At 64.4% G+C, this 22,628-nt stretch carries 18 protein-coding genes and 3 pseudogenes; 14 read left to right on the top strand and 7 right to left on the bottom strand.

The features are described 5' to 3' along the window. The first annotated feature begins 23 nt into the window (after positions 1-23). From DFS21_RS07470 to fecA, 3 genes are all read left to right on the top strand, one after another. The gene (locus DFS21_RS07470; RefSeq protein ID WP_111532069.1) at positions 24-518 is read left to right on the top strand and encodes a sigma-70 family RNA polymerase sigma factor; all 495 of its coding nucleotides are present in this window, start codon (positions 24-26) and stop codon (positions 516-518) included. Beyond that, positions 515-1,441 carry a FecR domain-containing protein gene (locus DFS21_RS07465; protein ID WP_111532068.1) on the top strand — a complete coding sequence of 309 codons (927 nt, stop codon included), beginning with the start codon at positions 515-517 and terminating at the stop codon, positions 1,439-1,441. Before DFS21_RS07470 ends, DFS21_RS07465 begins: the two co-directional genes overlap by 4 nt. A 153-nt stretch (positions 1,442-1,594) precedes the next feature. Further along, positions 1,595-3,904: a TonB-dependent Fe(3+) dicitrate receptor FecA gene (gene fecA / locus DFS21_RS07460; RefSeq protein ID WP_111532067.1), complete on the top strand. Its 2,310-nt coding sequence runs from the start codon at positions 1,595-1,597 to the stop codon at positions 3,902-3,904. 55 nt (positions 3,905-3,959) lie between these two features. On the opposite strand, the gene DFS21_RS07455 is transcribed toward fecA, so the two are convergent. Then, positions 3,960-4,442: a glutathione peroxidase gene (locus DFS21_RS07455; RefSeq protein WP_102682126.1), complete on the bottom strand. Its 483-nt coding sequence runs from the start codon at positions 4,440-4,442 to the stop codon at positions 3,960-3,962. Positions 4,443-4,587: 145 nt separating this feature from the next. Then, positions 4,588-5,073 (bottom strand): peptidylprolyl isomerase, encoded by a 486-nt coding sequence (locus tag DFS21_RS07450; protein ID WP_023630340.1) that lies wholly within the window; start codon positions 5,071-5,073, stop codon positions 4,588-4,590. On the opposite strand from DFS21_RS07450, the gene DFS21_RS07445 reads away from it, so the two are divergent. From DFS21_RS07445 to DFS21_RS07430, 4 genes are all read left to right on the top strand, one after another. Then, positions 5,072-5,374: a DUF3565 domain-containing protein gene (locus DFS21_RS07445; protein ID WP_111532066.1), complete on the top strand. Its 303-nt coding sequence runs from the start codon at positions 5,072-5,074 to the stop codon at positions 5,372-5,374. The genes DFS21_RS07450 and DFS21_RS07445 overlap by 2 nt on opposite strands. Positions 5,375-5,406: 32 nt before the next feature. After that, positions 5,407-7,497 carry a phosphate acetyltransferase gene (gene pta, locus DFS21_RS07440; protein WP_110700017.1) on the top strand — a complete coding sequence of 697 codons (2,091 nt, stop codon included), beginning with the start codon at positions 5,407-5,409 and terminating at the stop codon, positions 7,495-7,497. Between the two features lie 189 nt (positions 7,498-7,686). After that, complete coding sequence (locus tag DFS21_RS07435) at positions 7,687-8,865, top strand: acetyl-CoA C-acetyltransferase (RefSeq protein WP_111532065.1); 1,179 nt, start codon at positions 7,687-7,689, stop codon at positions 8,863-8,865. A gap of 446 nt (positions 8,866-9,311) precedes the next feature. Continuing rightward, positions 9,312-10,199 carry a hypothetical protein gene (locus DFS21_RS07430; protein WP_023631032.1) on the top strand — a complete coding sequence of 296 codons (888 nt, stop codon included), beginning with the start codon at positions 9,312-9,314 and terminating at the stop codon, positions 10,197-10,199. A 67-nt stretch (positions 10,200-10,266) separates the two neighbouring features. On the opposite strand, the gene DFS21_RS07425 is transcribed toward DFS21_RS07430, so the two are convergent. Continuing rightward, the gene (locus DFS21_RS07425) at positions 10,267-10,974 is read right to left on the bottom strand and encodes an SDR family oxidoreductase (RefSeq protein ID WP_111532064.1); all 708 of its coding nucleotides are present in this window, start codon (positions 10,972-10,974) and stop codon (positions 10,267-10,269) included. Positions 10,975-11,050: 76 nt separating this feature from the next. On the opposite strand from DFS21_RS07425, the gene DFS21_RS07420 reads away from it, so the two are divergent. Continuing rightward, entirely contained in the window at positions 11,051-12,019 is a 969-nt protein-coding gene (locus tag DFS21_RS07420) for a bile acid:sodium symporter (RefSeq protein WP_111532063.1), read from the top strand. 134 nt (positions 12,020-12,153) lie between these two features. Here DFS21_RS07420 and DFS21_RS07415 read toward each other — a convergent pair whose 3' ends face one another. Both DFS21_RS07415 and metE read right to left on the bottom strand, forming a co-directional pair. Beyond that, positions 12,154-12,672, bottom strand: a complete 519-nt coding sequence (locus DFS21_RS07415; protein WP_111532062.1) for a histidine phosphatase family protein — start codon at positions 12,670-12,672, stop codon at positions 12,154-12,156. A gap of 73 nt (positions 12,673-12,745) precedes the next feature. Beyond that, the gene (gene metE, locus DFS21_RS07410; RefSeq protein ID WP_111532061.1) at positions 12,746-15,049 is read right to left on the bottom strand and encodes a 5-methyltetrahydropteroyltriglutamate--homocysteine S-methyltransferase; all 2,304 of its coding nucleotides are present in this window, start codon (positions 15,047-15,049) and stop codon (positions 12,746-12,748) included. Positions 15,050-15,287: 238 nt separating this feature from the next. Here metE and DFS21_RS07405 point away from each other — a divergent pair, with 238 nt between their 5' ends. The 3 genes from DFS21_RS07405 to DFS21_RS07395 all read left to right on the top strand — a co-directional run bounded on the left by DFS21_RS07405 (position 15,288) and on the right by DFS21_RS07395 (position 18,838). Next, on the top strand, positions 15,288-16,775 hold the full coding sequence (locus DFS21_RS07405) for a methylenetetrahydrofolate reductase C-terminal domain-containing protein (protein ID WP_111532060.1): 1,488 nt from the start codon (positions 15,288-15,290) through the stop codon (positions 16,773-16,775). A gap of 169 nt (positions 16,776-16,944) precedes the next feature. Beyond that, positions 16,945-17,727, top strand: a complete 783-nt coding sequence (locus tag DFS21_RS07400; RefSeq protein ID WP_111532059.1) for a hypothetical protein — start codon at positions 16,945-16,947, stop codon at positions 17,725-17,727. 514 nt (positions 17,728-18,241) lie between these two features. Continuing rightward, on the top strand, positions 18,242-18,838 hold the full coding sequence (locus tag DFS21_RS07395) for a hypothetical protein (RefSeq protein WP_111532058.1): 597 nt from the start codon (positions 18,242-18,244) through the stop codon (positions 18,836-18,838). Between the two features lie 144 nt (positions 18,839-18,982). On the opposite strand, the gene DFS21_RS07390 is transcribed toward DFS21_RS07395, so the two are convergent. Both DFS21_RS07390 and DFS21_RS26610 read right to left on the bottom strand, forming a co-directional pair. Then, entirely contained in the window at positions 18,983-19,213 is a 231-nt protein-coding gene (locus tag DFS21_RS07390) for a hypothetical protein (protein ID WP_111532057.1), read from the bottom strand. Then, the gene (locus DFS21_RS26610) at positions 19,206-19,346 is read right to left on the bottom strand and encodes a hypothetical protein (RefSeq protein WP_158539546.1); all 141 of its coding nucleotides are present in this window, start codon (positions 19,344-19,346) and stop codon (positions 19,206-19,208) included. The genes DFS21_RS07390 and DFS21_RS26610 overlap by 8 nt, the downstream gene beginning before the upstream one ends. 2,093 nt (positions 19,347-21,439) lie before the next feature. On the opposite strand from DFS21_RS26610, the pseudogene DFS21_RS07380 reads away from it, so the two are divergent. From DFS21_RS07380 to DFS21_RS27215, 3 pseudogenes are all read left to right on the top strand, one after another. Continuing rightward, positions 21,440-22,218, top strand: a pseudogene (locus DFS21_RS07380) (IS256 family transposase); the annotation flags it as partial. Between the two features lie 45 nt (positions 22,219-22,263). Beyond that, positions 22,264-22,470: pseudogene (locus DFS21_RS27220) on the top strand (transposase); the annotation flags it as partial. Position 22,471: 1 nt separating this feature from the next. Beyond that, positions 22,472-22,621 (top strand): annotated as a pseudogene (locus DFS21_RS27215) (transposase domain-containing protein); the annotation flags it as partial. Between the last annotated feature and the right edge of the window lie 7 nt (positions 22,622-22,628).

Genomic DNA, 22,628 nt, shown 5'->3' with positions numbered 1-22,628 from the left:
TATCCGGCGCCGGAGTCGCATCGGTGCCCAGCGCCCTCTCTTCCACCGTCGAAGGCCTCTACCTCGCCCACCACAGTTGGCTGACCGGTTGGCTGCGACGGCGCCTGGGCTGCCCGCAGAGTGCCGCCGACCTGGCACAGGACACCTACGTGCGACTGCTCCAGGCCCGCGAAGCGCCGCAACTGATCGAGCCCCGTGCGTTCCTCACCACCGTGGCCAAGCGTGTGCTGTGCAACCATTTCCGCCGCCAGGAACTGGAGCGCGCCTACCTTGAGGCCCTGGCCCAGGTGCCCGAACAGGTGGCACCGAGCGAGGAAGACAAAGCCCTTATCTTCGATACCCTGCTGGCGCTCGACCGCCTGCTGGACGGCCTGCCGGCGCTGGTCAAGCGCGCCTTCCTGCTGGCCCAGGTCGATGGCCTGGGCCAGGGCGAGATCGCCCACGAGCTGGGCATTTCCCTGGCCACGGTCAAACGCTACCTGCACAAGGCAGCCCTGCGCTGCTACTTCGCCCTGTGAACGGCACGTTCTCGGCGCAGATCGCCGAACAGGCGGTGCAGTGGCTGATCGAGTCGCAGAGTGCCGATTTCGACCAGCATCAGGCCCTGCAGCATTGGCTGCAGGCAGACAGCGAGCATCAGCGCGCCTGGGCGCATATCCAGCAGGTCAACCAGCGCCTGCGCGGCGTGACCGCGCCAGTGGTCCACGCCACCCTGCAGGCACCACCCTCACCCGCCCGGCGCCGCGCCCTCAAGGTCTTGCTGCTGGCCGGCGTGGCCAGTGCCGCCGGGCTGGGCCTGCAGCAGCACAATCCGCTGCCTGGGCTGATGGCCGACTACCGCAGCCCGGTCGGCCAGCGCCGTCGCCTGACCCTCGACGACGGCAGCCAGCTGCACCTGAACACCCGCAGCGCCGCCGATGTGCGTTTCGACGGCCAGCAGCGTCGGGTGCGATTGCAGGAGGGCGAGTTGTTGCTCGAGGTGCAAAACGATCCCCGTCCACTGCGCCTGGCCACGGCCCAGGGCGAACTGCGCCTGGAAAGCGGGCGCTTCGATGTGCGCCAGTTCGACGGTTTCAGCCTGGTCTCGGTGTTCAGCGGCAGCGCCAGCGTGGCCGGCACACCGCTGCTGGCCGGCCACCAGGCGCGGTTTGCCGTGGGCGGCTGGGAGGCCATCGCGCCGCTCGACCCCAACCGCGCGGCCTGGGTAGACGGCATGCTGGTGGTGTCGCAGATGCGCCTGGGCGATTTTCTCGCCGAGCTTGGGCGTTATCGGCTCGGGCAACTGGGTTGCAGCGAAAGCGTCGCCGAGCTGCGGATTTCCGGGTCGTATCCACTGGCCGACAGTGAACGGATCCTGGAAATGCTGGAGGTGACACTCCCGGTGAAGGTGCGACGGTTCACCCGGTACTGGGTGTCGCTCGAGGCGGCGTCAACCGGCTGAGAGACAAGCGAGCGGCAACACATGGCCATCGCGGGGCAAGCCCGCTCCCACGAAGAGCGGTGCCAGCGCACATTTATTTCATATCCGTTGAGCCATTTCGCGAACCTCGCGTGACAGAGAAGGCAGAACCCCTTGTCACAGGACCTCCGTCACATGCCCCTGCGCCTCAGTCCCCTCGCCTACGCCCTGATCCTCGCCGCCCCGTTCGCCCTGGCCGGCGAGCCCCGCGACTACCATATCGCGCCCGGCACGTTGGAACAGGCCCTGAACCAGTTCGGTCGCGAAAGCGGCGCGCTGATCTCGTTCAACCCCGGCCTCACCCAAGGCCTGAAAAGCCCTGGCCTGGAAGGCCAGTACGAGGTCGGCCAGGGCTTGGACGCCCTGCTGCGCGGCAGTGGCCTGCAGGCGCGTAAGGAGGTCGACAATGCCTATAGCCTGCAACCGCTGCCGGCCACGGGCGGCAATGCACCGGTCGAACTGGGCGCCTCGACCGTGGTCGGCGATTGGCTGGCGGAGGCCCGCCAGGACAACGTCTTCGAGCACCCTGGTGCACGCGACGTGGTGCGTCGCGATGAATTCGAACGCAGCGGCGCCAGCAGTGCCCGCGAAGTGCTCAACCGCATCCCCGGCGTCAACGCCCCGGAAAACAACGGCACCGGCAGCCACGACCTGGCGCTGAACTTCGGCATCCGCGGCCTCAATCCGCGCCTGGCCTCGCGCTCCACCGTGCTGATGGACGGCATCCCGGTGCCCTTCGCCCCCTACGGCCAGCCGCAGCTGTCGCTGGCGCCGATCAGCCTGGGCAACATGGACGCCGTGGACGTGGTGCGCGGCGGCGGCGCGGTACGCTACGGGCCGCAGAACGTCGGCGGCATCGTCAACTTCGTCACCCGCGCCATTCCCGAAGAGGCCACCTTCAAGGCGGCGATGCAGAACCAGCTCAGCCCGTCGTCCAGCCAGGATGGCCTGAAGAACAGCGCCAACCTGCTGATCGGCGGCACCAACGCCAACGGCCTGGGCGGCGCCCTGCTCTACTCCGGCACCCGTGGCAGTGACTGGCGCGAGCACAGCGACACGCAGATCGACGACCTGATGCTCAAGGGCAAGCTGCAACTGGACGACGCCAACAGCCTGCACGCCATGGCCCAGTACTACGACGGCGAGGCCGAGATGCCCGGCGGCCTCAGCAGCGCCGACTTCGACGCCGACCCGTACCAGTCGACTCGCCTGAAGGACAAGTTCTGGGGCCGTCGCACCCTGTTCAACTTCGGTTACGACTACAAGCAGGACGACCGCCAGTTCAGCGTCAACAGCTTCTTCACCAAGACCCTGCGCAGCGGCTACCTGGACCAGGGCAGCTTCGTCTCGCTGTCGCCGCGCGAGTACTGGGTGCGTGGCATCGAAACGCGTTTCTCGCAGGGCCTGGCCCTGGGCGACAGCTGGCACGAGCTGGGCGTCGGCTACCGCTACGTCAACGAAGCCGGCCATGAACTGCGTTACCGCGAGCCGGTCAACGGCGCCCTGCCGACCACGGCCAGCCGCAATGACCGCGACACCCGTGGCAGCACCGAAGCCCACGCGATCTATCTGGACGACCGTATCGACATCGGCCGCTGGACCATCACCCCGGGCATCCGCTACGAGATGATCGACTCGCGGCAGAGCAACAAGCTCAACGGCCAGCAGTACCAGGGCAGCTACAACACCGCCTTGCCCGCACTGAACGTGATGTACCACCTCACCGACCACTGGAACCTGTACGCCAACACCGAAGGTTCGTTCGGCAGCGTGCAGTACAGCCAGATGCCCAACCGGGTCAGCAGTGGCGAGGTGAAACCGGAGAAGGCGCGCACCTGGGAAGTCGGCACCCGCTACGACAATGGCGACCTGCAGGCGGAGATCGGCGCGTTCCTGATCAATTTCGACAACCAGTACGAAAGCAACCAGACCAACGACTCGGTGATCGCCCGTGGCGAAACCCGCCACCAGGGCATCGAGACCAGCGTGCGCTACGCCCTCGACGGCCTGAGCCCGGCCCTGGCCGGTTTCGATGTGCATGCCGGCTACGCCTTCGTCGACGCCACCATCCGTGAAGACGGCCCGAACAAGGGCAACCAGGTGCCGTTCTCGTCGCGCCACAAGGGCACGCTGGGCATCGGCTATACCGAAGGCCCGTGGCAGTTGAACCTGGACAGCAGCTTCCAGAGCAGCCAGTACGCCGACAACGCCAACACCGCCAGCGAGAGTGCCGACGGCAGCACCGGGCGCATCCCCGGCTACATGCTGGTCAGCACCCGCGCCGGCTATGACTTCGGGCCTGCGCTTTCGAACCTGAAGGTGGCGGTGGGGGTGAAGAACCTGTTCAACCGCGAGTACTACACCCGCTCGTTCGACGACAACAACAAGGGCAAGTACGTGGGTGAACCGCGCACGCTGTACGTGCAGACGTCCGTGGCGTTCTAGGTTGCCCGGGGCTGTGTTGCCCAGCGCCGGCGGGCCGGCGCTGGGCAACCCGTGATCAGGCCAGCGCTTTCTCGATCGCCTGCACCACGGTCGGGTCGTCTGGCGCGGTACGCGGGGCGAAACGTGCCAGCACCCGGCCATCCTTGCCGACCAGGAACTTCTCGAAGTTCCAGGTGATGTCACCGGGGAACTCGGCGCCTTCGCCCGCCAGCAGGCGATACAGCGAATGACGTTGCGCGCCGTTGACCTCGAGCTTGGCCCCCAGCGGGAAGCTCACGCCGTAGTTGAGGCTGCAGAAGTCCTGGATTTCCTTGTCGCTGCCAGGCTCCTGGCCTGCGAACTGGTTGCACGGCAGGCCGAGCACGTTGAAACCCTGGCCCTTGTACTGCTGGTGCAGCTTTTCCAGCGAAGCGTATTGCGGCGTCAGGCCGCACTTGGAGGCGACATTGACCACCAGCACCACCTGGCCCTTGAACGGTGCAAGGGGCAGGTCCTCGCCGTTCAGCGCCTTCAACGTCAGGTCGTGAAATGCACTCATGATGAAATCCCCTCTCAGGTTCCGATTGCCGCAGGGGCGAATCCCGCCCACGAAAAAGGCGCGCGGCCAAACCGTCCACCCTCCCGAGGAGGGCAAGTCCGGCTTGCCCGAGCGCCTGGCGACTCTCTGAGCTTAGCGCAGAAAATCAGTGGTGATGGCCACCTTCACCGTGGATGTGACGGTGAGCGATTTCTTCTTCGCTGGCGTCACGCACGTCGACAACCTTGACCTTGAAGTTCAGGCGCTGGCCAGCCAGCGGGTGGTTGCCGTCGACGGTCACGTCGTCGCCGTCGATGTCGCGGATGGTGACGATCTGCATCTGGCCGTCCGGCGCCGAGGCGTGGAACTGCATGCCGACTTCCAGTTGGTCGACGCCTTCGAACATCTTGCTGCTCAGGGTGCTGACCAGCTCGGCGGAGTATTCGCCGTAGGCTTCTTCGGGTTCGATGGCAACGGTCAGTTCGTCACCGGCCTGCTTGCCTTCCAGGGCTTTTTCCAGGCCCGGGATGATGTTGCCGGCACCGTGCAGGTAGACCAGCGGCGCACCACCGGCGGAGCTGTCGATGACCTCACCTGCGTCGTTGGTGAGGGTATAGTCGATGGAGACAGCCTTGTTGGCGGCGATCAGCATGGGGCAAGACCTTTTGCAAAAGAATATAGAACGAGCAAGTGTAACCAACGCATCGGCCGATTGCGAACCCGGCGCGGACCAACAGCAGCCCATCAGTCGGATCACGGGCTTTCACCTCGACGAAGAGCGGCACTGGGTGGTCGAGCTGTCCTGCGGCCACACCCAGCATCTGCGCCACCAGCCGCCGTGGCAGGCCCGGCCCTGGGTGCTCGATGCCAACGAACGCGCCCGGCGCATCGGCCAGACATTCGCCTGCGGCTGGTGCGCTCGAGGTGCCGTTAGCGCTACCCTTGGCCGCTGAACTCCTTGCACCGCTTATTCCGAGAAGCACGCATGCAGACATTTTTCATCGCGCCGACCGACTTTGGTGTCGGCCTGACCTCCATCAGCCTGGGCCTGGTGCGCACCCTGGAGCGCGCCGGGCTCAAGGTCGGCTTCTTCAAGCCGATCGCCCAGCCGCACCCCGGCGACACCGGCCCGGAGCGCTCCAGCGAACTGGTCGCCCGCACCCATGGCATCAAGCCGCCGACGCCCCTGAGCCTGGGCCATGTCGAGCGCATGCTTGGTGACGGCCAGCTCGACGAACTGCTCGAACAGATCATCCGCCTGTACCAGCAGGCCTGCGTCGGCAAGGACGTGGTGGTGGTCGAGGGCATGGTGCCGACCCGTCACGCCAGCTATGCCGCACGGGTCAACCTGCACCTGGCCAAGAGCCTGGACGCCGAGGTGATCCTGGTGTCGGCGCCGGAAAACGAGGTGCTCAGCGAGCTGTCCGGCCGCGTCGAACTGCAGGCCCAGCTGTTCGGCGGCCCGCGCGACCCGAAGGTGCTGGGGGTGATCCTCAACAAGGTGCGCACCGACGAAAGCATGGCCGATTTCGCCACGCGCCTGCGCGAGCATTCGCCGCTGCTGCGCGGCAACGACTTCCGCCTGCTCGGCTGCATCCCCTACCAGGCCGAGCTCAACGCCCCGCGCACCCGCGACGTGGCCGAGCTGCTCGGCGCCCAGGTGCTCAACCCCGGCGACTATGACCAGCGGCGCATGAGCAAGATCATCATCTGCGCGCGCACCGTGGCCAACACCGTGCCGCTGCTGACCTCCGGCACCCTGGTGGTGACGCCGGGCGACCGCGACGACATCATCCTCGCCGTGTGCATGGCGGCGATCAACGGCGTGCCCCTGGCCGGCCTGCTGCTGACCAGCGACAGCAAGCCCGACCCGCGCATCCTCGAGTTGTGCCGCGGCGCCCTGCAGGCCGGCCTGCCGATCCTGTCGGTGAGCAGCGGCTCCTACGACACCGCCAACCAGCTCAACTCGCTGAACCGCGAGATCCCGGTGGACGACCGCGAGCGCGCCGAGTTCATCACCGACTTCGTCGCCAGCCACCTGGACGCCGCCTGGCTGCACCAGCGCTGCGGCACGCCACGCGAGCTGCGCCTGTCACCGGCGGTGTTCCGCTACCAGTTGATCCAGCGTGCCCAGCAGGCCAACAAGCGCATCGTTTTGCCCGAGGGCGCCGAGCCCTTGCTGGTGCAGGCCGCGGCCTTGTGCCAGGCCCGGGGCATCGCCCGTTGCGTGCTGCTGGCCAAGCCCGAGGAAGTGCAGGCCGTGGCCCGCGCCCAGGGCATCAGCCTGCCGCCGGACCTGGAGGTGCTCGACCCCGAGGTGATCCGTGGCCGCTATGTCGAACCCATGGTGAACCTGCGCAAGAGCAAGAACCTCAACGCGCCAATGGCCGAGCAGCAACTGGAAGACCCGGTGGTGATCGGCACCATGATGCTGGCGCTCGGTGAAGTCGACGGCCTGGTCTCAGGCCTGGTGCATTCCACCGCCAACACCATCCGGCCAGCCTTGCAACTGATCAAGACCGCGCCGGGCAGCAGCCTGGTGTCCTCGGTGTTCTTCATGCTGTTCCCCGACCAGGTGCTGGTGTATGGCGACTGCGTGATGAACCCGCACCCCAGCGCCGCAGAGCTGGCCGAGATCGCCCGGCAGAGCGCCGAGTCGGCCGAATCGTTCGGCATCGCGCCACGGGTGGCGATGCTCAGCTACTCCAGCGACTCGGCGGCCAGCGACGAGGAGGTGGAGAAGGTCCGCGAGGCCACGCGCCTGGCGCAGCAGGCCGAGCACGACCTGCTGATCGACGGCCCGTTGCAGTACGACGCCGCCGCCAACCCCGAGATCGCCCGACAGCTGGCGCCCGCCAGCCCGGTAGCCGGGCGCGCCACGGTGTTCGTGTTCCCCGACCTGAACACCGGCAACACCACGCACAAGGCGGTGCAGCGCAGCGCCGACTGCGTCAGCCTCGGGCCGATGCTGCAAGGGCTGCGCAAGCCGGTCAACGACCTGCCGCGCGGGGCGCAGGTGGACGACATCGTGCACACCATCGCCTTGACCGCGATCCAGGCCAGCACCGTGCGCTGAACGGCAAAGGGCCGCCATGCGGCCCCAGGCTCACGGGAGCGGCCAAACCTGGCCCTGACCGAATGAAGGCATGCCGCGACCCCGATCATTCATTTGAATTTCGGATCAATGGCAAAGAAAAACAAACTTCTCAAATAAGCCCCGGGCGCGGATGCTGTGACGATCACGCTCGTATCCTGGAGAACAACAATGAACGAAGTCGTCATCGTCGCCGCCACCCGCACTGCCATCGGCAGCTTCCAGGGGGCCCTGGCCAACGTGTCCGCCGTGGAACTGGGCGCCGCGGTGATCCGCCAGCTGTTGGCCCAGACCCAGCTGGACCCGGCCCAGGTCGACGAAGTGATCCTCGGCCAGGTGCTCACCGCCGGCGCCGGTCAGAACCCCGCCCGCCAGGCCGCCGTGAAGGCCGGCCTGCCCTACGAAGTACCTGCCCTGACCCTGAACAAGGTCTGCGGCTCGGGCCTCAAGGCCCTGCACCTGGCCGCCCAGGCCATCCGCTGCGGCGATGCCGAGGTGGTGATCGCCGGTGGCCAGGAGAGCATGAGCCTGGCGCCCTATGTGATGCCCTCGGCACGCACCGGCCAGCGCATGGGCCACGGCCAGCTGGTCGACAGCATGATCAGCGACGGCCTGTGGGATGCCTTCAACGATTACCACATGGGCATCACCGCCGAGAACCTGGTGGACAAGTACGGCCTGACCCGCGAGGAGCAGGATGCCTTCGCCGCCGAGTCGCAGCGCAAGGCCGTGGCCGCCATCGAGGCCGGCCGCTTCAAGGCCGAGATCACCCCGATCCACATCCCGCAGAAAAAAGGCGAGCCGCTGGTGTTCGACACCGACGAGCAGCCACGCCCCGGCACCACCGCCGAGTCCCTGGGCAAACTGCGCGCCGCGTTCAAGAAGGACGGTAGCGTCACCGCCGGCAACGCCTCCAGCCTCAACGACGGCGCCGCCGCCGTGCTGCTGATGAGCGCCGCCAAGGCCAAGGCCCTGGGCCTTCCGGTACTGGCCAAGGTCGCCGCCTACGCCAGCGCGGGCGTGGACCCGGCGATCATGGGCATCGGCCCGGTGTCGGCAACCCAGCGCTGCCTGGACAAGGCCGGCTGGCAGCTCGCCGACCTGGACCTGATCGAAGCCAACGAAGCCTTCGCCGCCCAGGCGCTGGCCGTGGGCAAGCAGCTGGAATGGGATGCGGCGAAGGTCAACGTCAATGGCGGCGCCATTGCCCTGGGCCACCCGATCGGCGCGTCGGGCTGCCGGGTGCTGGTGACCCTGCTGCACGAGATGATCAAGCGCGATGCGAAGAAAGGGTTGGCGACGCTATGCATCGGCGGCGGCCAAGGTGTGGCCCTGGCAATAGAGCGCTGACCTGACGGCTTTTGGGGCTGCTTTGCAGCCCATCGTCGGCAAGCCGACTCCCACCCCGTTCGCACTGCCCAATAGCCATGCGCTGTTGCGGTGGGAGCCGGCCCGCTGGCGATGGACCGCAGAAGCGGCCCCGAAGACCTGTTGCCCACCCTGAACAATCGCCATCCAGAAGCACTAGTTGTAATTAATAGTGCAGCTTTAAAGAGCTCATAAAAGAAACAAACATATTCAAATGAACACTTAACGTCTCATCAACTTAACCCCTCACGATAAGCAGCTGCGCCATTAATTCGAATACTCTCGCCAGCGCCCCCTACTTTCCGACTGCCAACAAAACAGCACTTTGACACTTTCAAGGCGCCCTCTAACCTGTGTCAGGCACTCCCTGAACTGCTTAAGTTCAAACGCAATCGACCCTATAAATAAATCTGCTAAAGGGATTTGACATGCACGCTCCAGGAGCAATTCCATCGGAAAAAGAAAGTGCCCACGCCTGGCTGACGGAAACCAAGGCGAATGCAAAATCCACCGCGCTGCGCGGCAACATTTTCGCGCAGGACTACAACCGCCAACTGCTCACGGCGACTGGCCAATCCATGCGCAGCGGCGCGGATGCCATCAACCCCTTCTTCAGCCCGGCCAAGGGCACGGCGACCGGCAGCTATGCCAAGGATGCGGACGCCAACGTCAGCCCCGGCAGCGCACCAGTGAGCATCTACGAAGGCCTGCAGACGGCCATCGACATTGCCCGCCGACGCTCCGGCTACAACCCACTGGACCAGCCGACCGACCAGAAGCCGAAGTCCGCCGGTGACCGTGAGCACTTCATCGCCTTCACCCAGCAGATCGCGGAAATCCCGTTCCTTTCCCTGCTGGCAGCGCAAGTCACGCAGATCCAGCAAAAAAGCCATGACGCCAACGCGCTGGTCGACTCATTCGTCAAAGGCTTCATCGGCCTGAAGAACCAGGATGTCGAGCAGATCAAACAGTCCCTGAGCAGCCTGGTGAATGCGGCACTGTCCTATTCCGAGCAGACCGAGCGCCAGTCGAACTTCAACCAGAACATCCTGCAAACCGGCGACAGCGGCTCGGTGAACTTCATGCTGTACGCCAGCGAATTCACCATCAAGGCGTCCAGTCACAAGGGCACCATCACCTTCCAATCGTCTTACACCTTGTCCCAGGCGATCTACCAGCTGTCGGTGGAAAGCTGGAACAACGTCAAAGACGTGTTCTCCAAACAGCAGAAGACCGATACCCAGCAATGGCTCGGCGATACCACCACGCAAGTGCGCGAAGGCTCAAAACTGCGGGCGATCTGTCTGGTCAGCTGAGACCTTCGCCCAGGCCCGACGGGTTCTCCTGTCGGGCCTTTTCAGCATCAGTGCGCGCCCTCGCAGCTCAGAAGCGCTCGTCGCGCAGCGCCGGCAAGGTGATGTCGCGCACATAGCTGGCCGACGACAGGCTCAGCATCATCCGGCACACCTGCACCACATCGTGCAGCGGGATCAGCGCGCCCTCGCCCCGCCGTTCGGCCTCGGCCAGCGGCACGTCCAGGCCATCCTCGGTGTTCAGGTAGCCCAGGTTCAGGCAACTCACCCCCAGGCCCTGTTCGCGGAAACCTTCGCGCAGGCTTTCGGCGATGCCGCGCAAGCCGAACTTGCTGGCGCCGAAGGTCACCTCCGGGCGACCACTGCCCGGCAGGCCGGAGGTGGAACCGGTGAGGATGATCCGTGGTCGGGCACTCTGCAGCAGCAGCGGCAGCAGGCGCTTGATCAGCAGCAGCGGCGCGGTGATGTTGGTGTCGACCATGCGCTCGATCTGCGCCTCGTCATCATCGAGGAAGCTGTAGCCTTCCTCGAAGGCCCGCGCCTCCCAGATGCCGACGTTGTACACCAGCACGTCCAGCCCACCGTCTGCCACCGCCTCATGGATGATCGCCGCGGCCTGGCGCGGCTGGCCGAGGTCGGCCTCGATCCACTGCGCCGCGCCCGGCAACGCCACAGGCCTGCTGCGCGACACACCGATCAGCGTATCGCCATGCCCACCCAGGCCCTGCACCAGCGCCTGGCCCAATCCCTTGCTTGCACCGACCACCAGAATTCTCATCGAATCACTCCCTATGGACTGCGCCGGATAGTACCCTGCCTGTCCCAGTAATCCAGTCGGAAATGCCAGGCCGCCCGTGGACAGAGCGCAACTCGAGCAAAACCAGATCCCCCTCTACTTCATCGCCGTAGCGCTGGCCGCCGTGCTCGGCCTGCTCGCACCCGGCGTCGCCGGCGCGCTCGAAGCGCTGGTGACCCCGGCCATCGCCGTGCTGATGTACGCGATGTTCCTGCAGATCCCGTTCCTCGACCTGCGCGCGGGGCTTGGCAATCGGCGCTTCATGGGCGCGCTGCTGCTGGCCAACTTCGTGCTGGTGCCGCTGCTGGTCTGGGCTGGAACCCGCGGGCTGGTCGAGCACCCCGCCGTGCTGGTCGGCGCCCTGCTGGTGCTGCTGACACCGTGCATCGACTATGTGGTGGTGTTCACCCACCTCGGCAAGGGCGACGCGCGCCTGACCCTGGCCGCCACGCCGGTGCTGTTGCTGGTGCAACTGGCGCTGCTGCCGCTGTACCTGGCGTTGATGCTGGGTGGCGCCGGCCATGTGGAGATTTCCGTGGCGCCATTCGTCGAAGCCTTCGTGCTGCTGATCGCGCTGCCCCTGCTGCTGGCCGTCGCCACCAGCGCCGGGGCGCGGCGCTCTGCGCTGATTTCGAAGTGGAACGATGCCTGGGCCTGGCTGCCGGTGCCGGCCATGGCCCTGGTGCTGATCGCGGTGATCGGCTCGCAGATCGGCGTGGTCGCCAGCCGGCTGGACGACCTGCTGCCGGTGGTGCCGGTGTATGTCGGCTTCGCTTTGCTGGCGCCGCTGCTTGGGTGGTTTGCGGCGCGGCTGTTCAAGTTGTCCACAGGCGAGGCCCGGGCGGTGACCTTCAGCGCCGCCACGCGTAATTCGCTGGTGGTGCTGCCGCTGGCGTTGGCGCTGCCTGAGTCGATCCGGGCGTTGGCGGCAGCGGCGGTGATTACCCAGACGCTGGTGGAGTTGGTCAGCGAGTTGGCCTACGTTCGTGTTGTGCCGAGTTTGGTACGAGCCGATCATTCAAGCTGATGTCGTCGGGGCCGCTTCGCGCCCCTTTCGCCGGCAAGCCGGCTCCCACCCCGACCGCTCTGCTCTCACGCCAAGTGCCATCCCTGTGGGAGCCGGCTTGCCGGCGAATGGGGCGCGGAGCGGCCCCACAATGCTCAGCCCAGTCGCACCCGCCACTGACCGTAATGGCTGAAACGCACATTGGCCAGGGGCTGCACATCTATGCGGTGGAAGGATTGCAGAGGCGCGCCCAGCGCATGCAGCATTGCGGCGCGGATGACGAAGGGGTGGGTGACGGCGGTCCATTCGCCCTCGCCCAGGGCGCTGTCCATCCAACGGGCAACACGCTCGCACAGGGCGGCCAGCGATTCGCCACCGTGAGGCGTGGCATGGGGGTCACTCAGCCACGCCTGCAACGCGGCCTCATCCAGATGCTTGAGCGGCTGACCTTTCCAGGTGCCCAAGTCGCAGTCGCGCAGCCCCTCATCAACCGTCGCCCTCAGGCCCTCGGCCGTCTGCCGGGCGCGCAGCTCCGGTGCGCTGAGGTAGCGCACCGCCGGTTCAGGCACAAGCGAGGGCAACTCCAGCAACGGCTCACTATCCAGAGCGAAACGCCCCACCCTTTGCGCCGCGGTGCGGGCGTGGCAGATCAGGGTGAGGTGGATGGGCTTCATGGCAGGGCTTCGGCAGGGATGTCCGGGCACTCTAGCCGAAGTCCGGGGAACATGCGCGGGCCCCGCGATGGGATCAGGCCGAAGCGCGCAACTCGCGGGCAGCGGCGACCATGTTCACCAAAGCTGCCTCGGTCTCCGGCCAGCCACGGGTCTTCAAGCCGCAATCCGGGTTCACCCACAACCGGTCAGCCGGGATCCGCTGGGCGGCCTTGCGCAGCAGCTTGACCATCTCCTCCTTGCTCGGCACCCGCGGCGAGTGGATGTCGTACACCCCCGGGCCGATCTCGTTCGGGTAGGCGAAACGCTCGAACGCCTCCAGCAACTCCATGTCGGAGCGCGAGGTTTCGATGGTGATCACATCCGCATCCATCGCCGCGATCGACTCGATCACATCGTTGAACTCGCTGTAGCACATATGGGTGTGGATCTGCGTCTCGTCCCGCACGCCCGAGGCACACAGGCGGAACGCCTCGGTGGCCCATTCCAGGTAGCTCGGCCAGGCGCTGCGACGCAGCGGCAGGCCCTCGCGGAAAGCGGCTTCGTCGATCTGCACGATCTTGATGCCGGCGGCTTCCAGATCAACCACTTCGTCACGAATGACCAGCGCCAGCTGGCGTGCCTGCACCTCGCGGCTCACGTCCTCGCGCGGGAACGACCACATCAGCATGGTCACCGGGCCCGTCAGCATGCCCTTCATCACCTTGCGGGTCAGGCCCTGGGCGTAGGTGATCCAGGCCAAGGTCATCGCCTTCGGGCGGCTCAGGTCACCGAAGATCACCGCTGGCTTCACGCAGCGCGAACCGTAGCTCTGCACCCAGCCGAACCGGGTGAACGCGTAGCCGTCCAGCTGTTCGGCGAAGTACTCGACCATGTCGTTGCGCTCGGCCTCGCCGTGCACCAGTACGTCCAGGCCGAGGTTCTCCTGGATCTGCACCGCATGACGGATCTCGCTGTGCATGGCCTCGATGTAGTCGGCCTCGGTCAGCTTGCCCTGCTTGAACGCCTGGCGCGCCAGGCGGATGGCCGCGGTCTGCGGGAACGACCCGATGGTGGTGGTCGGAAACGCCGGCAGGTTGAGCCCGGCGCGCTGCTTGGCGATGCGCTGCTCGAAAGCGCTGGCGCGCTGGCTGTCGGTTGGCTTGATCGCGGCGACACGGGCCTGCACCGCCGGCTTGTGAATCCGTGGCGAGGTGGCGCGGCTGTGCTGCACGGCGCGGCTCTGCGCCAGCGCCGCCAGCACCGCGTCGGCCTCGGGCTGGTTCAGTGCCTTGGCCAGCACCGCCACTTCCTGGCACTTCTGTACGGCGAACGCCAGCCAGCTTTTCAGTTCGTCATCGAGCTGGTCTTCACGGGCCAGGTCCACCGGGCTGTGCAGCAGCGAGCACGACGGCGCCACCCACAGGCGGTCGCCCAGGCGCTCATGGGCATGGCACAGCACCTCCAGCGCCTTGTCCAGGTCGCAGCGCCAGACGTTGCGGCCGTTGACCACGCCCAGCGACAGCACCTTGTAGGCCGGCAGGCGGTCGAGGATGGTCGGGTACTGGTCCGGGGCACGCACCAGGTCGATGTGCAGGCCATCGACCGGCAGGTTGGCGGCCAGGCCGAGGTTGTCTTCGAGGCCGCCGAAGTAGGTGGCGATCAGTTTTTTCAGCGGCGCGCGCTGGAGGATGTTGTAGACCCGCTCGTAGGCGTTCTTCCAGTCCTGCGGCAGGTCGAGGGCGAGGATCGGCTCGTCGATCTGCACCCACTCCACGCCCTGCACCGCCAGGCGGTTGAAGATCTGGTCATACAGCGGCAGCAGGCGGTCGAGCAGGTCGAGCTTGTCGAAGTCGGCGCCCTTGGCCTTGCCCAGCCACAGGTAGGTCAGCGGGCCGATCACCACCGGCTTGACCGCATGGCCCAGGGCCCTGGCCTCCTCGACCTCCTCGAACAGCTGCTCCCAGCTCAGGGCGAATTGCTGGTCGGCGCTGAACTCGGGGACCAGGTAGTGGTAGTTGGTGTCGAACCACTTGGTCATCTCCTGGGCGTGGGCACCACCGCAGCAGCTATCGCTTCGGTCCGTCGCCACGGCGCCTCGGGCCATGGCGAACAGGGTCTGCAGGGTCGGCTTGGCAGCGTCCTTGGCACGGAAGCGCTCGGGGATCACGCCAAAGGTCAGCGAGTGGGTCAGCACCTGGTCGTACCAGGCGAAGTCACCGACCGGCAGCAGGTCGATGCCGGCGTCCTTCTGCACCTGCCAGTGAGTGGCACGCAGCTCACGGCCCACGGCGCGCAAGCCGGCTTCGTTCAGCTCGCCCTTCCAGAACGCTTCCTGGGCTTTCTTCAACTCACGGTCGCGGCCGATACGTGGGAAACCCAGGTTGTGTGCCAGTGCCATGTCGTGGTCCCTCGATCTTTTTAAAATGAATGAGGGCAATTCTGGGCTGCGGTTTAATGTGAGACAAACTCATTAAATTTGAGATGAACTCAAGATTTGTTCATAGTGCCTTAGCCATGCCGTCGGCCCAGGCATCCCAAATGTCTCAATCAACATACTCCCCCGCGCAATCAGACATGCCCCAGCCGCCCACCTGTCGCACACTGCCACCCTGCCCCAACCCGGTAGCCCGCACCCCATGAGCCTGCTGAAAACGACCCTGGACGCCAACGCCTTCGCCTGTATCCTGGAGTTCGTGCCCAAGCCCGGCGCCGAGCGTTTCGCCACCCTCGACACCCTCATGGCCCGCACCCAGCTGTGCGGCTGGCCGCTGACCGTGGCCATCGGCGACCGCGTCTGCAGCGCCCTGGACATGTCGCCGCTGGACGCCTTCAATAGCCTGGCCGAGCCCGTGCCCGCGCTGCTGCACTTTTCAGGCAAGGACCGCGAACGCCGCGACCTGCTCGCCCAATTGCAACGCATGGACGCCGCCGGCCTCGACCAACTCCTGCTGCTCACCGGCGACCGCCTGCCCGGCCACATCCCGGGCGAGCGCCCGGTGCGCTACCTCGAATCCGTCGCCGCCCTGCAGATCGTTCGCCAGGCCCGCCCGCACTGGCTGCTGGCCGCCGCGCTCAACCCGTTCAAGTACCAGGAGGCCGAAGGCGGCGCGCAGTACTGCAAGGCCGAAAAGAAACTCGCCGCCGGGGCCGACCTGTTCATCCTGCAGCTGGGTTTCGATATCGACAAACACCAGGAAGCCTTCGACTGGATGCAGCGCCAGCCCCGCCCCAAGCCGCTGATGGCCTGCATCATGGCGCTGACCGAAGGCCGTGCCGGGATGCTCGAGCATGTCGCCGGGGTGACCGTCACGCCATCGATGCGCGCACTGCTGGCCGCCGAGGCTGCGGTTTCCAAGACCTACGCCAAGCAGCGCGCCAACCAGCGCCTGGCCTTGCAGGTGATCGGCCTGAAATTGATGGGTTATGCCGGCGTGCACTTGTCCGGCATCCATGAAGTGGCGCAGTTCGAAGCGCTGGAGCAGGCCATCAGCGCGCTGCAACCGCAGTTCACCTCACTGGAAGACTGGACCCCGGCCTGGGAAGCGGCCTGGCAGGAAGCGGACCTTGAGCCGGTCACCTTCCATCCACCCGGGCACGCCTGGCGCCTTGGGCAGCGGCAGATCACCGCCTCCAACAAGGAAAAGGTTCGCTATCACCTGCTGTCGGCGATGCACCACCAGCTGTTCAGCCGCACCACCGCCTTGAGCAAGGCCTTCGGCTGGGCCGTGACCCGGCCACTGTGGGCCAACCCCACGGCGGCGCAGTGGCTGCATCAGCTGGAGCGGCGTATCAAACGGCCGATGGTGGGCTGCGATACCTGTGGCAGTTGCCGGCTGGAGGACACGCTGTATATCTGCCCCGAGACCTGCCCCAAGGGGCTGGCCAACGGGCCGTGCGGCGGCACCCGCCTGGACCGTTGCGAGTTTGGCGATCGGGAATGCGTGCACAGCGCCAAGTACCGGCTGGCGGTGAGCGTGGGCAGGACCGAGGTGCTGCGTGAGCGGCTGATTCCCTGTGTGCAGGTGGAGAACCGGCAGCGCAGTTCGTGGCCGGTGTGGTTCGAAGCGGCCACCTCGAAATCGCCCTCCCGGCAGCCCGACGTCGCTGCGGAGTTCAACGAGTAATACGCCTATAGCCATGCGCATTGTCCGTCGGAAAAATCACTGACCGAGCAGCAAACGAAGTACTGGCATTCCTCGCCCGCTCCCGGCTCGAACCCTGCGTTTTACCCAAGGTATACTCCCGGCCCGTCGCGCCCAGAGTGGCGCGTAGCCTTCATGCGCAGGATGCCTTATGTCAGTTCAGCAACACGTTACCGCCGCCGATACCCTCCTTACCGCCACACCCGAGCCGCTCAGCCGCGCCCTTGAACAGGTGCGGCAGGCCGAGGCCAGCCTGCACCAGCGCCGGCGCCAGGTCACCCTGGCATTCATGGGCGTGCAAGCCGCCTACTGCGCCTATCTGATGCTCAAGTGGATCTGGCAGGGCCATTACATCGGCGGGCCGATCTATGCCGTGTTGCTCTGGTGCCTGTTGTGGCTGCTGTACTACCCGGTGTCGGTACTGTGGTACCCCCGCCAACGCGCGCTGGACAAGGCCTGGCGCACACTCGATGCGGCGCGCATGGAGCATGGCAAGGCATTCCTGGCCAGCCAGGCCCTGGGGCCATACCGCTGGGTGTGCCGCGGCGGGCGCATGCTGGCGGTGTTCCCCGACAGCCACGCGCTGTATGTGCTGGCCCCGGAAACCGGCGAGTGCCACGCATTGATGGATGCGCCACGGGTGGTCAAGCAAGTGCGCGTGGACGAACAGGCTGTCACCCGCAGCACTACCAAGACCACCACCAAGCACGGCTGGCGCAACGTCTACGCGTTCAACAACCATTTCGGCATGATCGGCGGCGGCAAGTCCCGCTCCACTTCGACCACCACCCACAACACCGTGCGCACCTTCACCCTGCACGTGCAGTTGCAGAGCGCTGGCCAGCATCCCTACTGGCTTCAGCTGCCCTTTGCCGCCGACTGGCAAGAGGCGCGCAACTGGCAGTTGCTCATCGAGCAAGCGACCGGGCGCTGAGCGTGCCTATGCCGCCCCACCTGCCGGGGCGGCCTTGTGCCGCGCCTGATGGCATTGGCAGAGCGTCATGCCCGGCTGCCGCGCCAACACCACGATGACCGTCAGCCGACGCAGCGATGATGAACCGCCGCTCAAAGGCCACGGCAGATCGATGCCGTTGAAACCTTTTAACAATCATTAGCAAGGTTCATAAAGTTGGCCAACTGCCGCGATTGCTACGGTGCGCACCCATTCGAAGCTCCGCCACTTGGGCCTCCCGCCCCAAGCGGACGCACCTTGGAGACACCCTGCAGCCGAGCAGCCACTTTCGCGGCATGGTCGCATCTGTCGGGGTGATATAGAACGGCTACCTGAGCGTCGCGTATGAAGAGTATTGCTCCTGTAGGCTTTTCACTGCAGGGCAGAGCAAAAGCTCGGCATCGTGTGATCGCCCGCTGATTCATCTGCATCTCAAAAGAATGTATAAAGCGTCAGCGCCCTGCGACCCCGACGTCCGCACAAGGAAAACCCCTCCATGCTTCGGCTCACCCTGCCGGCCCTGCTCCTGGCTGTAGCCGGCTGTGCCACCAAGCCTCCCGCCAACCCCGACAACCTCTGCGAGATCTTCCGCGAGAAGCCGAAATGGCACGAGGCGGCGTTGAAGATGCAGGCGCGCTGGGGCGCCCCGGTGCAGGTGCCGATGGCGATGATGTACCAGGAGTCCTCGTTCAAGCACGACGCCCTGCCGCCGCGCTATTACTTCCTCGGCTTCATCCCCTGGGGCCGGGTGAGCACCGCCTACGGCTACGCCCAGGCCAAGGACGAGACCTGGGCCGACTACAAGCGCGAAGCCGGCGGCTGGGGCGCCGCCCGCGACGACTTCGCCGACGCCCTCGACTTCATGGGCTGGTACATGCAGAAGAGCCAGCGGGTGAATGGCGTGTCCAAGTGGGACGCCTATGGCCAGTACCTGAATTACCACGAAGGCTGGGGCGGCTACCGCAACCGCAGCTACGACGCCAAGCCGTGGCTGAAGAACGTGTCGCAGAAGGTTCAGGCGCGAGCTTCGGTGTTTGGGGCGCAGTATCGGAGTTGTGAGCAGGAACTGGCTCGGGGTGGGTGGTTCTGGTAGGCGCTGGTTCGGGGGTGATGGAACACCGGGCGAGCAATGCGTTGCCGACCGGGCACGCTCTTGCAAGACGCGATGGTTCAAGTGGAGTCCGCGCAGGACACGCCCCGCAATAGGGCCGCAAAGCGGCCCCGATGATGCGCAGCATCAGCCTGTAGAACCACCCTCTTCTTTCATCACCTCCAGCTTGCCGAACTGCTCGCTGGCCAAGCGGCTGATGATCCGGATCGCCTGGTGAATACCCGCCGTGTTGCGAAAGCTCAGTTGCGGGTTGTGCTCGCACTCGAGCACCTCGTCATGCTGGACCAGCGCCTCGCCTAGCAGTTCTAGGGTCCAGACGTAGCTTTGCAGGGTAGACATGCGGTCACGGTCAGTCATGGGACACCTCGCGGTTGGCGCGGTCGGCGAGGGACTGGCTGTCGATTGGGTAGAAGGTTGGGGATGGGGTGGCCGCACGGGTGGGGCGGCGGAGAGCGGATGCGAGGATCCTGTACAGATTTGCGATGAGCATGCATGAGGTCCTTTTCGGTTAAAGCACCACACCATCGTCGCCAAACGAATAGGGTGGCAGCTGTACGCAGGTTGGCGAACCGAGGAAAAGGAACCCGGCAGACCCGAAGGTCTCCCACGCACAGCCGCCATTACACGGACAGCGGACACAAAAAAAGCGCCTGCAATCGTGATCGGGGCGCCGTTGCGCCTTTTTCGGTCGGGTCGCCAAACCCGGTCGCGGAATTGGCCGCGACGGAGGGAATTTATTCCTTGGGGACTGCTAATGCAAGCTTAGGACGACTGGGAAAAGGCAATGGATGCTGCGGGAAATTGCCTACATCGTAGAGAATGGGCAGTGGGCCTGTCACGAGGCAGGTCCAGCCTCACCATATGAAGCTGAATTGGACAGAGGTGAACAGTGCGGAGACAGGAATCGAATGATGGCTGCTTGGCCCTGTATTTACTGGAAAAAGCCGCCATCAATGCCAGCGCGTATCCCTAAACGTATCCCAAAAAAGAAAAGTACCCAAACTAGTCGTTTGTTGGATACGTGATTGTGGCCAGCAGCCCACAAATCAAACGATGATCGTCCACATGGAAAACTGAAGGGTCTTCTTCGTCCTGGCGCCCGAGGAAGAAAACGTAGGGCCGATCCTTGCTACCGCTTTTCTTGGCATCTATGCCCTCTTGGCGAACGACATCCAGTTCGGTAGTGACCGTGGTGCGCTTTGCCTTGGACCAAGCTGCCCAAGACACTTGGACCGTGTATGGGCGCACGTACTTGTTAGCCTCCTTCCCCCACTCCCCCGCAGAGAGAGTAATCAGAAGGTTGTCCTCGTTAGCTTCAGCCCGACCCCAGCTGAGTTCCCCATAGAAGATTCTCAGGGATGGCATTACCTCTATCCCCTTCCCTCGGAGCTTTTTGAACACGAGCTGGTAAGTCGTGACATCGACTCCCGGTACCTCCAGGGAAAGCGCCCGGTCGTACGGAAAGTTGATGAAAGCACGGCAGATGCGTCGGATGCTTTGCGCGGATCTACGCCCTTGAGGCCGGGCCTCTCCGTTTCCTGAAGAGCCAGGCCGTGCGGTTCGGGTCCCCCCTGATGGTGAAGGTTCGGCCGTGGGGTCAACAATGGGCCGTTCATTCCGAAGTACCAACCTCGCGGGCGACAAACCAGGACTTGTCTGTAGCTCGTTCCGAACAGAGCCTTTTCTCCCACTCGCGACAGTTTTTTCCTCACCCTCGATGTCGCAGCCCTGCAGATGCTGCTGGCCGCGAGGTGTTCGAAAATGTGGGCGCTGCAAATTCGACTTTAGATAGGACGCCGGATACACCGTCAGATCGCATCCCCGACAGATGTAGCCGTGCTTATCGACCTCCACCAAAAGCCACAGATCTTCAGCATCTACGGGCTCCAACGTCACCCTATCCCTCGCAGACTCCATTACCTCTCCTTGCAATCATTTTCCGATCAACGCCCAGGCATCCCGCGACACCTGTGGTAGCTAGACGAAAATGAACACATCAATGCCCGATACGTCCAGTGTCCAAGATGATGCACAGTTCACTCGTGTTCACCTGGTTCACCAGTTCACTAAGCTGGCGACGCAGCCGCTAACAAAAAGCCGCGGGTTTCCTGCCCCGTATCCAGTCTAAATCGCCAGGGTCCCTGGCCAACCCTGACGATTGAGAATATGTGCATAGGCTACATAGCCGGCACTCAATCAGCGCCTACAATGAATCAGGCCGTCGTAAAAAAAGACAGCGCTCGGGTATCCTTTAAGCGTAAACCCTAAAGCACTTAATCGACAAAGCATGCGGCTTTTGGGCGGACTTGTACCCAGACACTAAGTCGTCTCAACCCAGGTCGGATCGCTGGAGGCTCCACTCAGGCCGGGGCCGGGGTTTGAGAGTGTTTCAGGTGTAACAGTGTCACAAACAAAGCAACTGATTGTTTTTAAAGGGAATTTACTAAAACCGGTAGGTCTAGTAGCAGATGAAACTACGTTTGCTGATCGTGTAACGGTGTTACCAGACCGCTGTACTCAATGTTGGCCGCTGCGTCAGTGTTCGGCGAACTCACCTTCCGAACTCCAGCATTAAGGAGATAGCTGGCCGGCGAGATCGATGAACATGTCCACGCCTTCCTTATTCGCCCTCTGGAAGGCGACTGGCCTTACCGGTGGATCGACGCCACTTACGTCAAGGTGCGGGAAGCCGGGCGCATCGTCTCGGTCGCCGTGATAATTGCCGTGGCCGTGAACACTAACGGCGGGCGCGACGTATTGGGTATGCGGGTTGTACCTTCCGAAGCTGAGCCGTTCTGGACAGACTTCCTGCGAAGCCTTACTCGACGCAGCCTGCGTGGCGTGAAGCTGGTCATGTCTGACGCCCACGAAGGGCTCAAGGCCGCTGTTTCCAAGGTCTTCAACGCGACCTGGCAGCGCTGCCGCGTCCACTTGATGCGCAACGCCATGGCCTACGTCGGCAAAGGTCAGCGCACCATGGTGGCTGCGCTGCTGCGCACAGGATAGCCGTGCCGAATGCCATCAACAATGGCGCTTAGTTGCTGACCAACTGCGCGAAAAGTACCCCAAGATCGCAACGCTTATGGACGGCTGCGAGGATGAAGTGTTGGCACAGATGGCGTTTCCCAAAGCGCATCGACAGCATTTGCACAGCACCAATCCACTGGAGCGGCTCAACACGGAGATCAAACGCCGCACCAACGTCGTGGGCATCTTTCCCAACGATCCTGCAATCACACGGCTGGTAGGGGCGATGCTGCTGGAGCAGAACGACGAGCCTGCAAAGACGCTACATGCAATTGGAGGCTTTCGGGGCGGTCAGCGATAATCCTCAAGCCAAGCTGTCGGCCGTGATCAACTAAACGGCGAACTCAGTGGCCAGAACCATGATGAGTTACACCACTTCCCGGGAAACGATCGGCAACCGCGCCGGGGTGGCAATTGCTCGCTCGTCCTTGGTCCAGTAGGTCGGTCAAACCGGCGTGCAACTGCGGCCGCTGGTCGATGCAGTGCGGGATTTGGTGTTAAACCAAGGCGTGACTCACGCCGATGAAACACCGGAGCAGATGCTTGCGCCAGGCGAGAAGAAAAACCACCGTGCCTATGTCTGGGCCTAAATGGACAGCTGCGATTACGAGCCTGATCCAATCGGCGCGCATGAATGGAAATGATCCGTACGCCTATCTCAAAGATGTGCTAACGCGCATGCCGACGCAACGGGCCAGTGAGAATGAGCAACTGCTGCCGCATCAGTGCGTGCCGGTCCGACTTA

Origin of the sequence: Pseudomonas sp. 2848, assembly GCF_003253945.1 — a bacterium.
Classification (GTDB): domain Bacteria; phylum Pseudomonadota; class Gammaproteobacteria; order Pseudomonadales; family Pseudomonadaceae; genus Aquipseudomonas.
The sequence above is the reverse complement of the archived record's forward strand: the minus strand, read 5'-3'. Positions and strand labels throughout refer to the sequence as shown.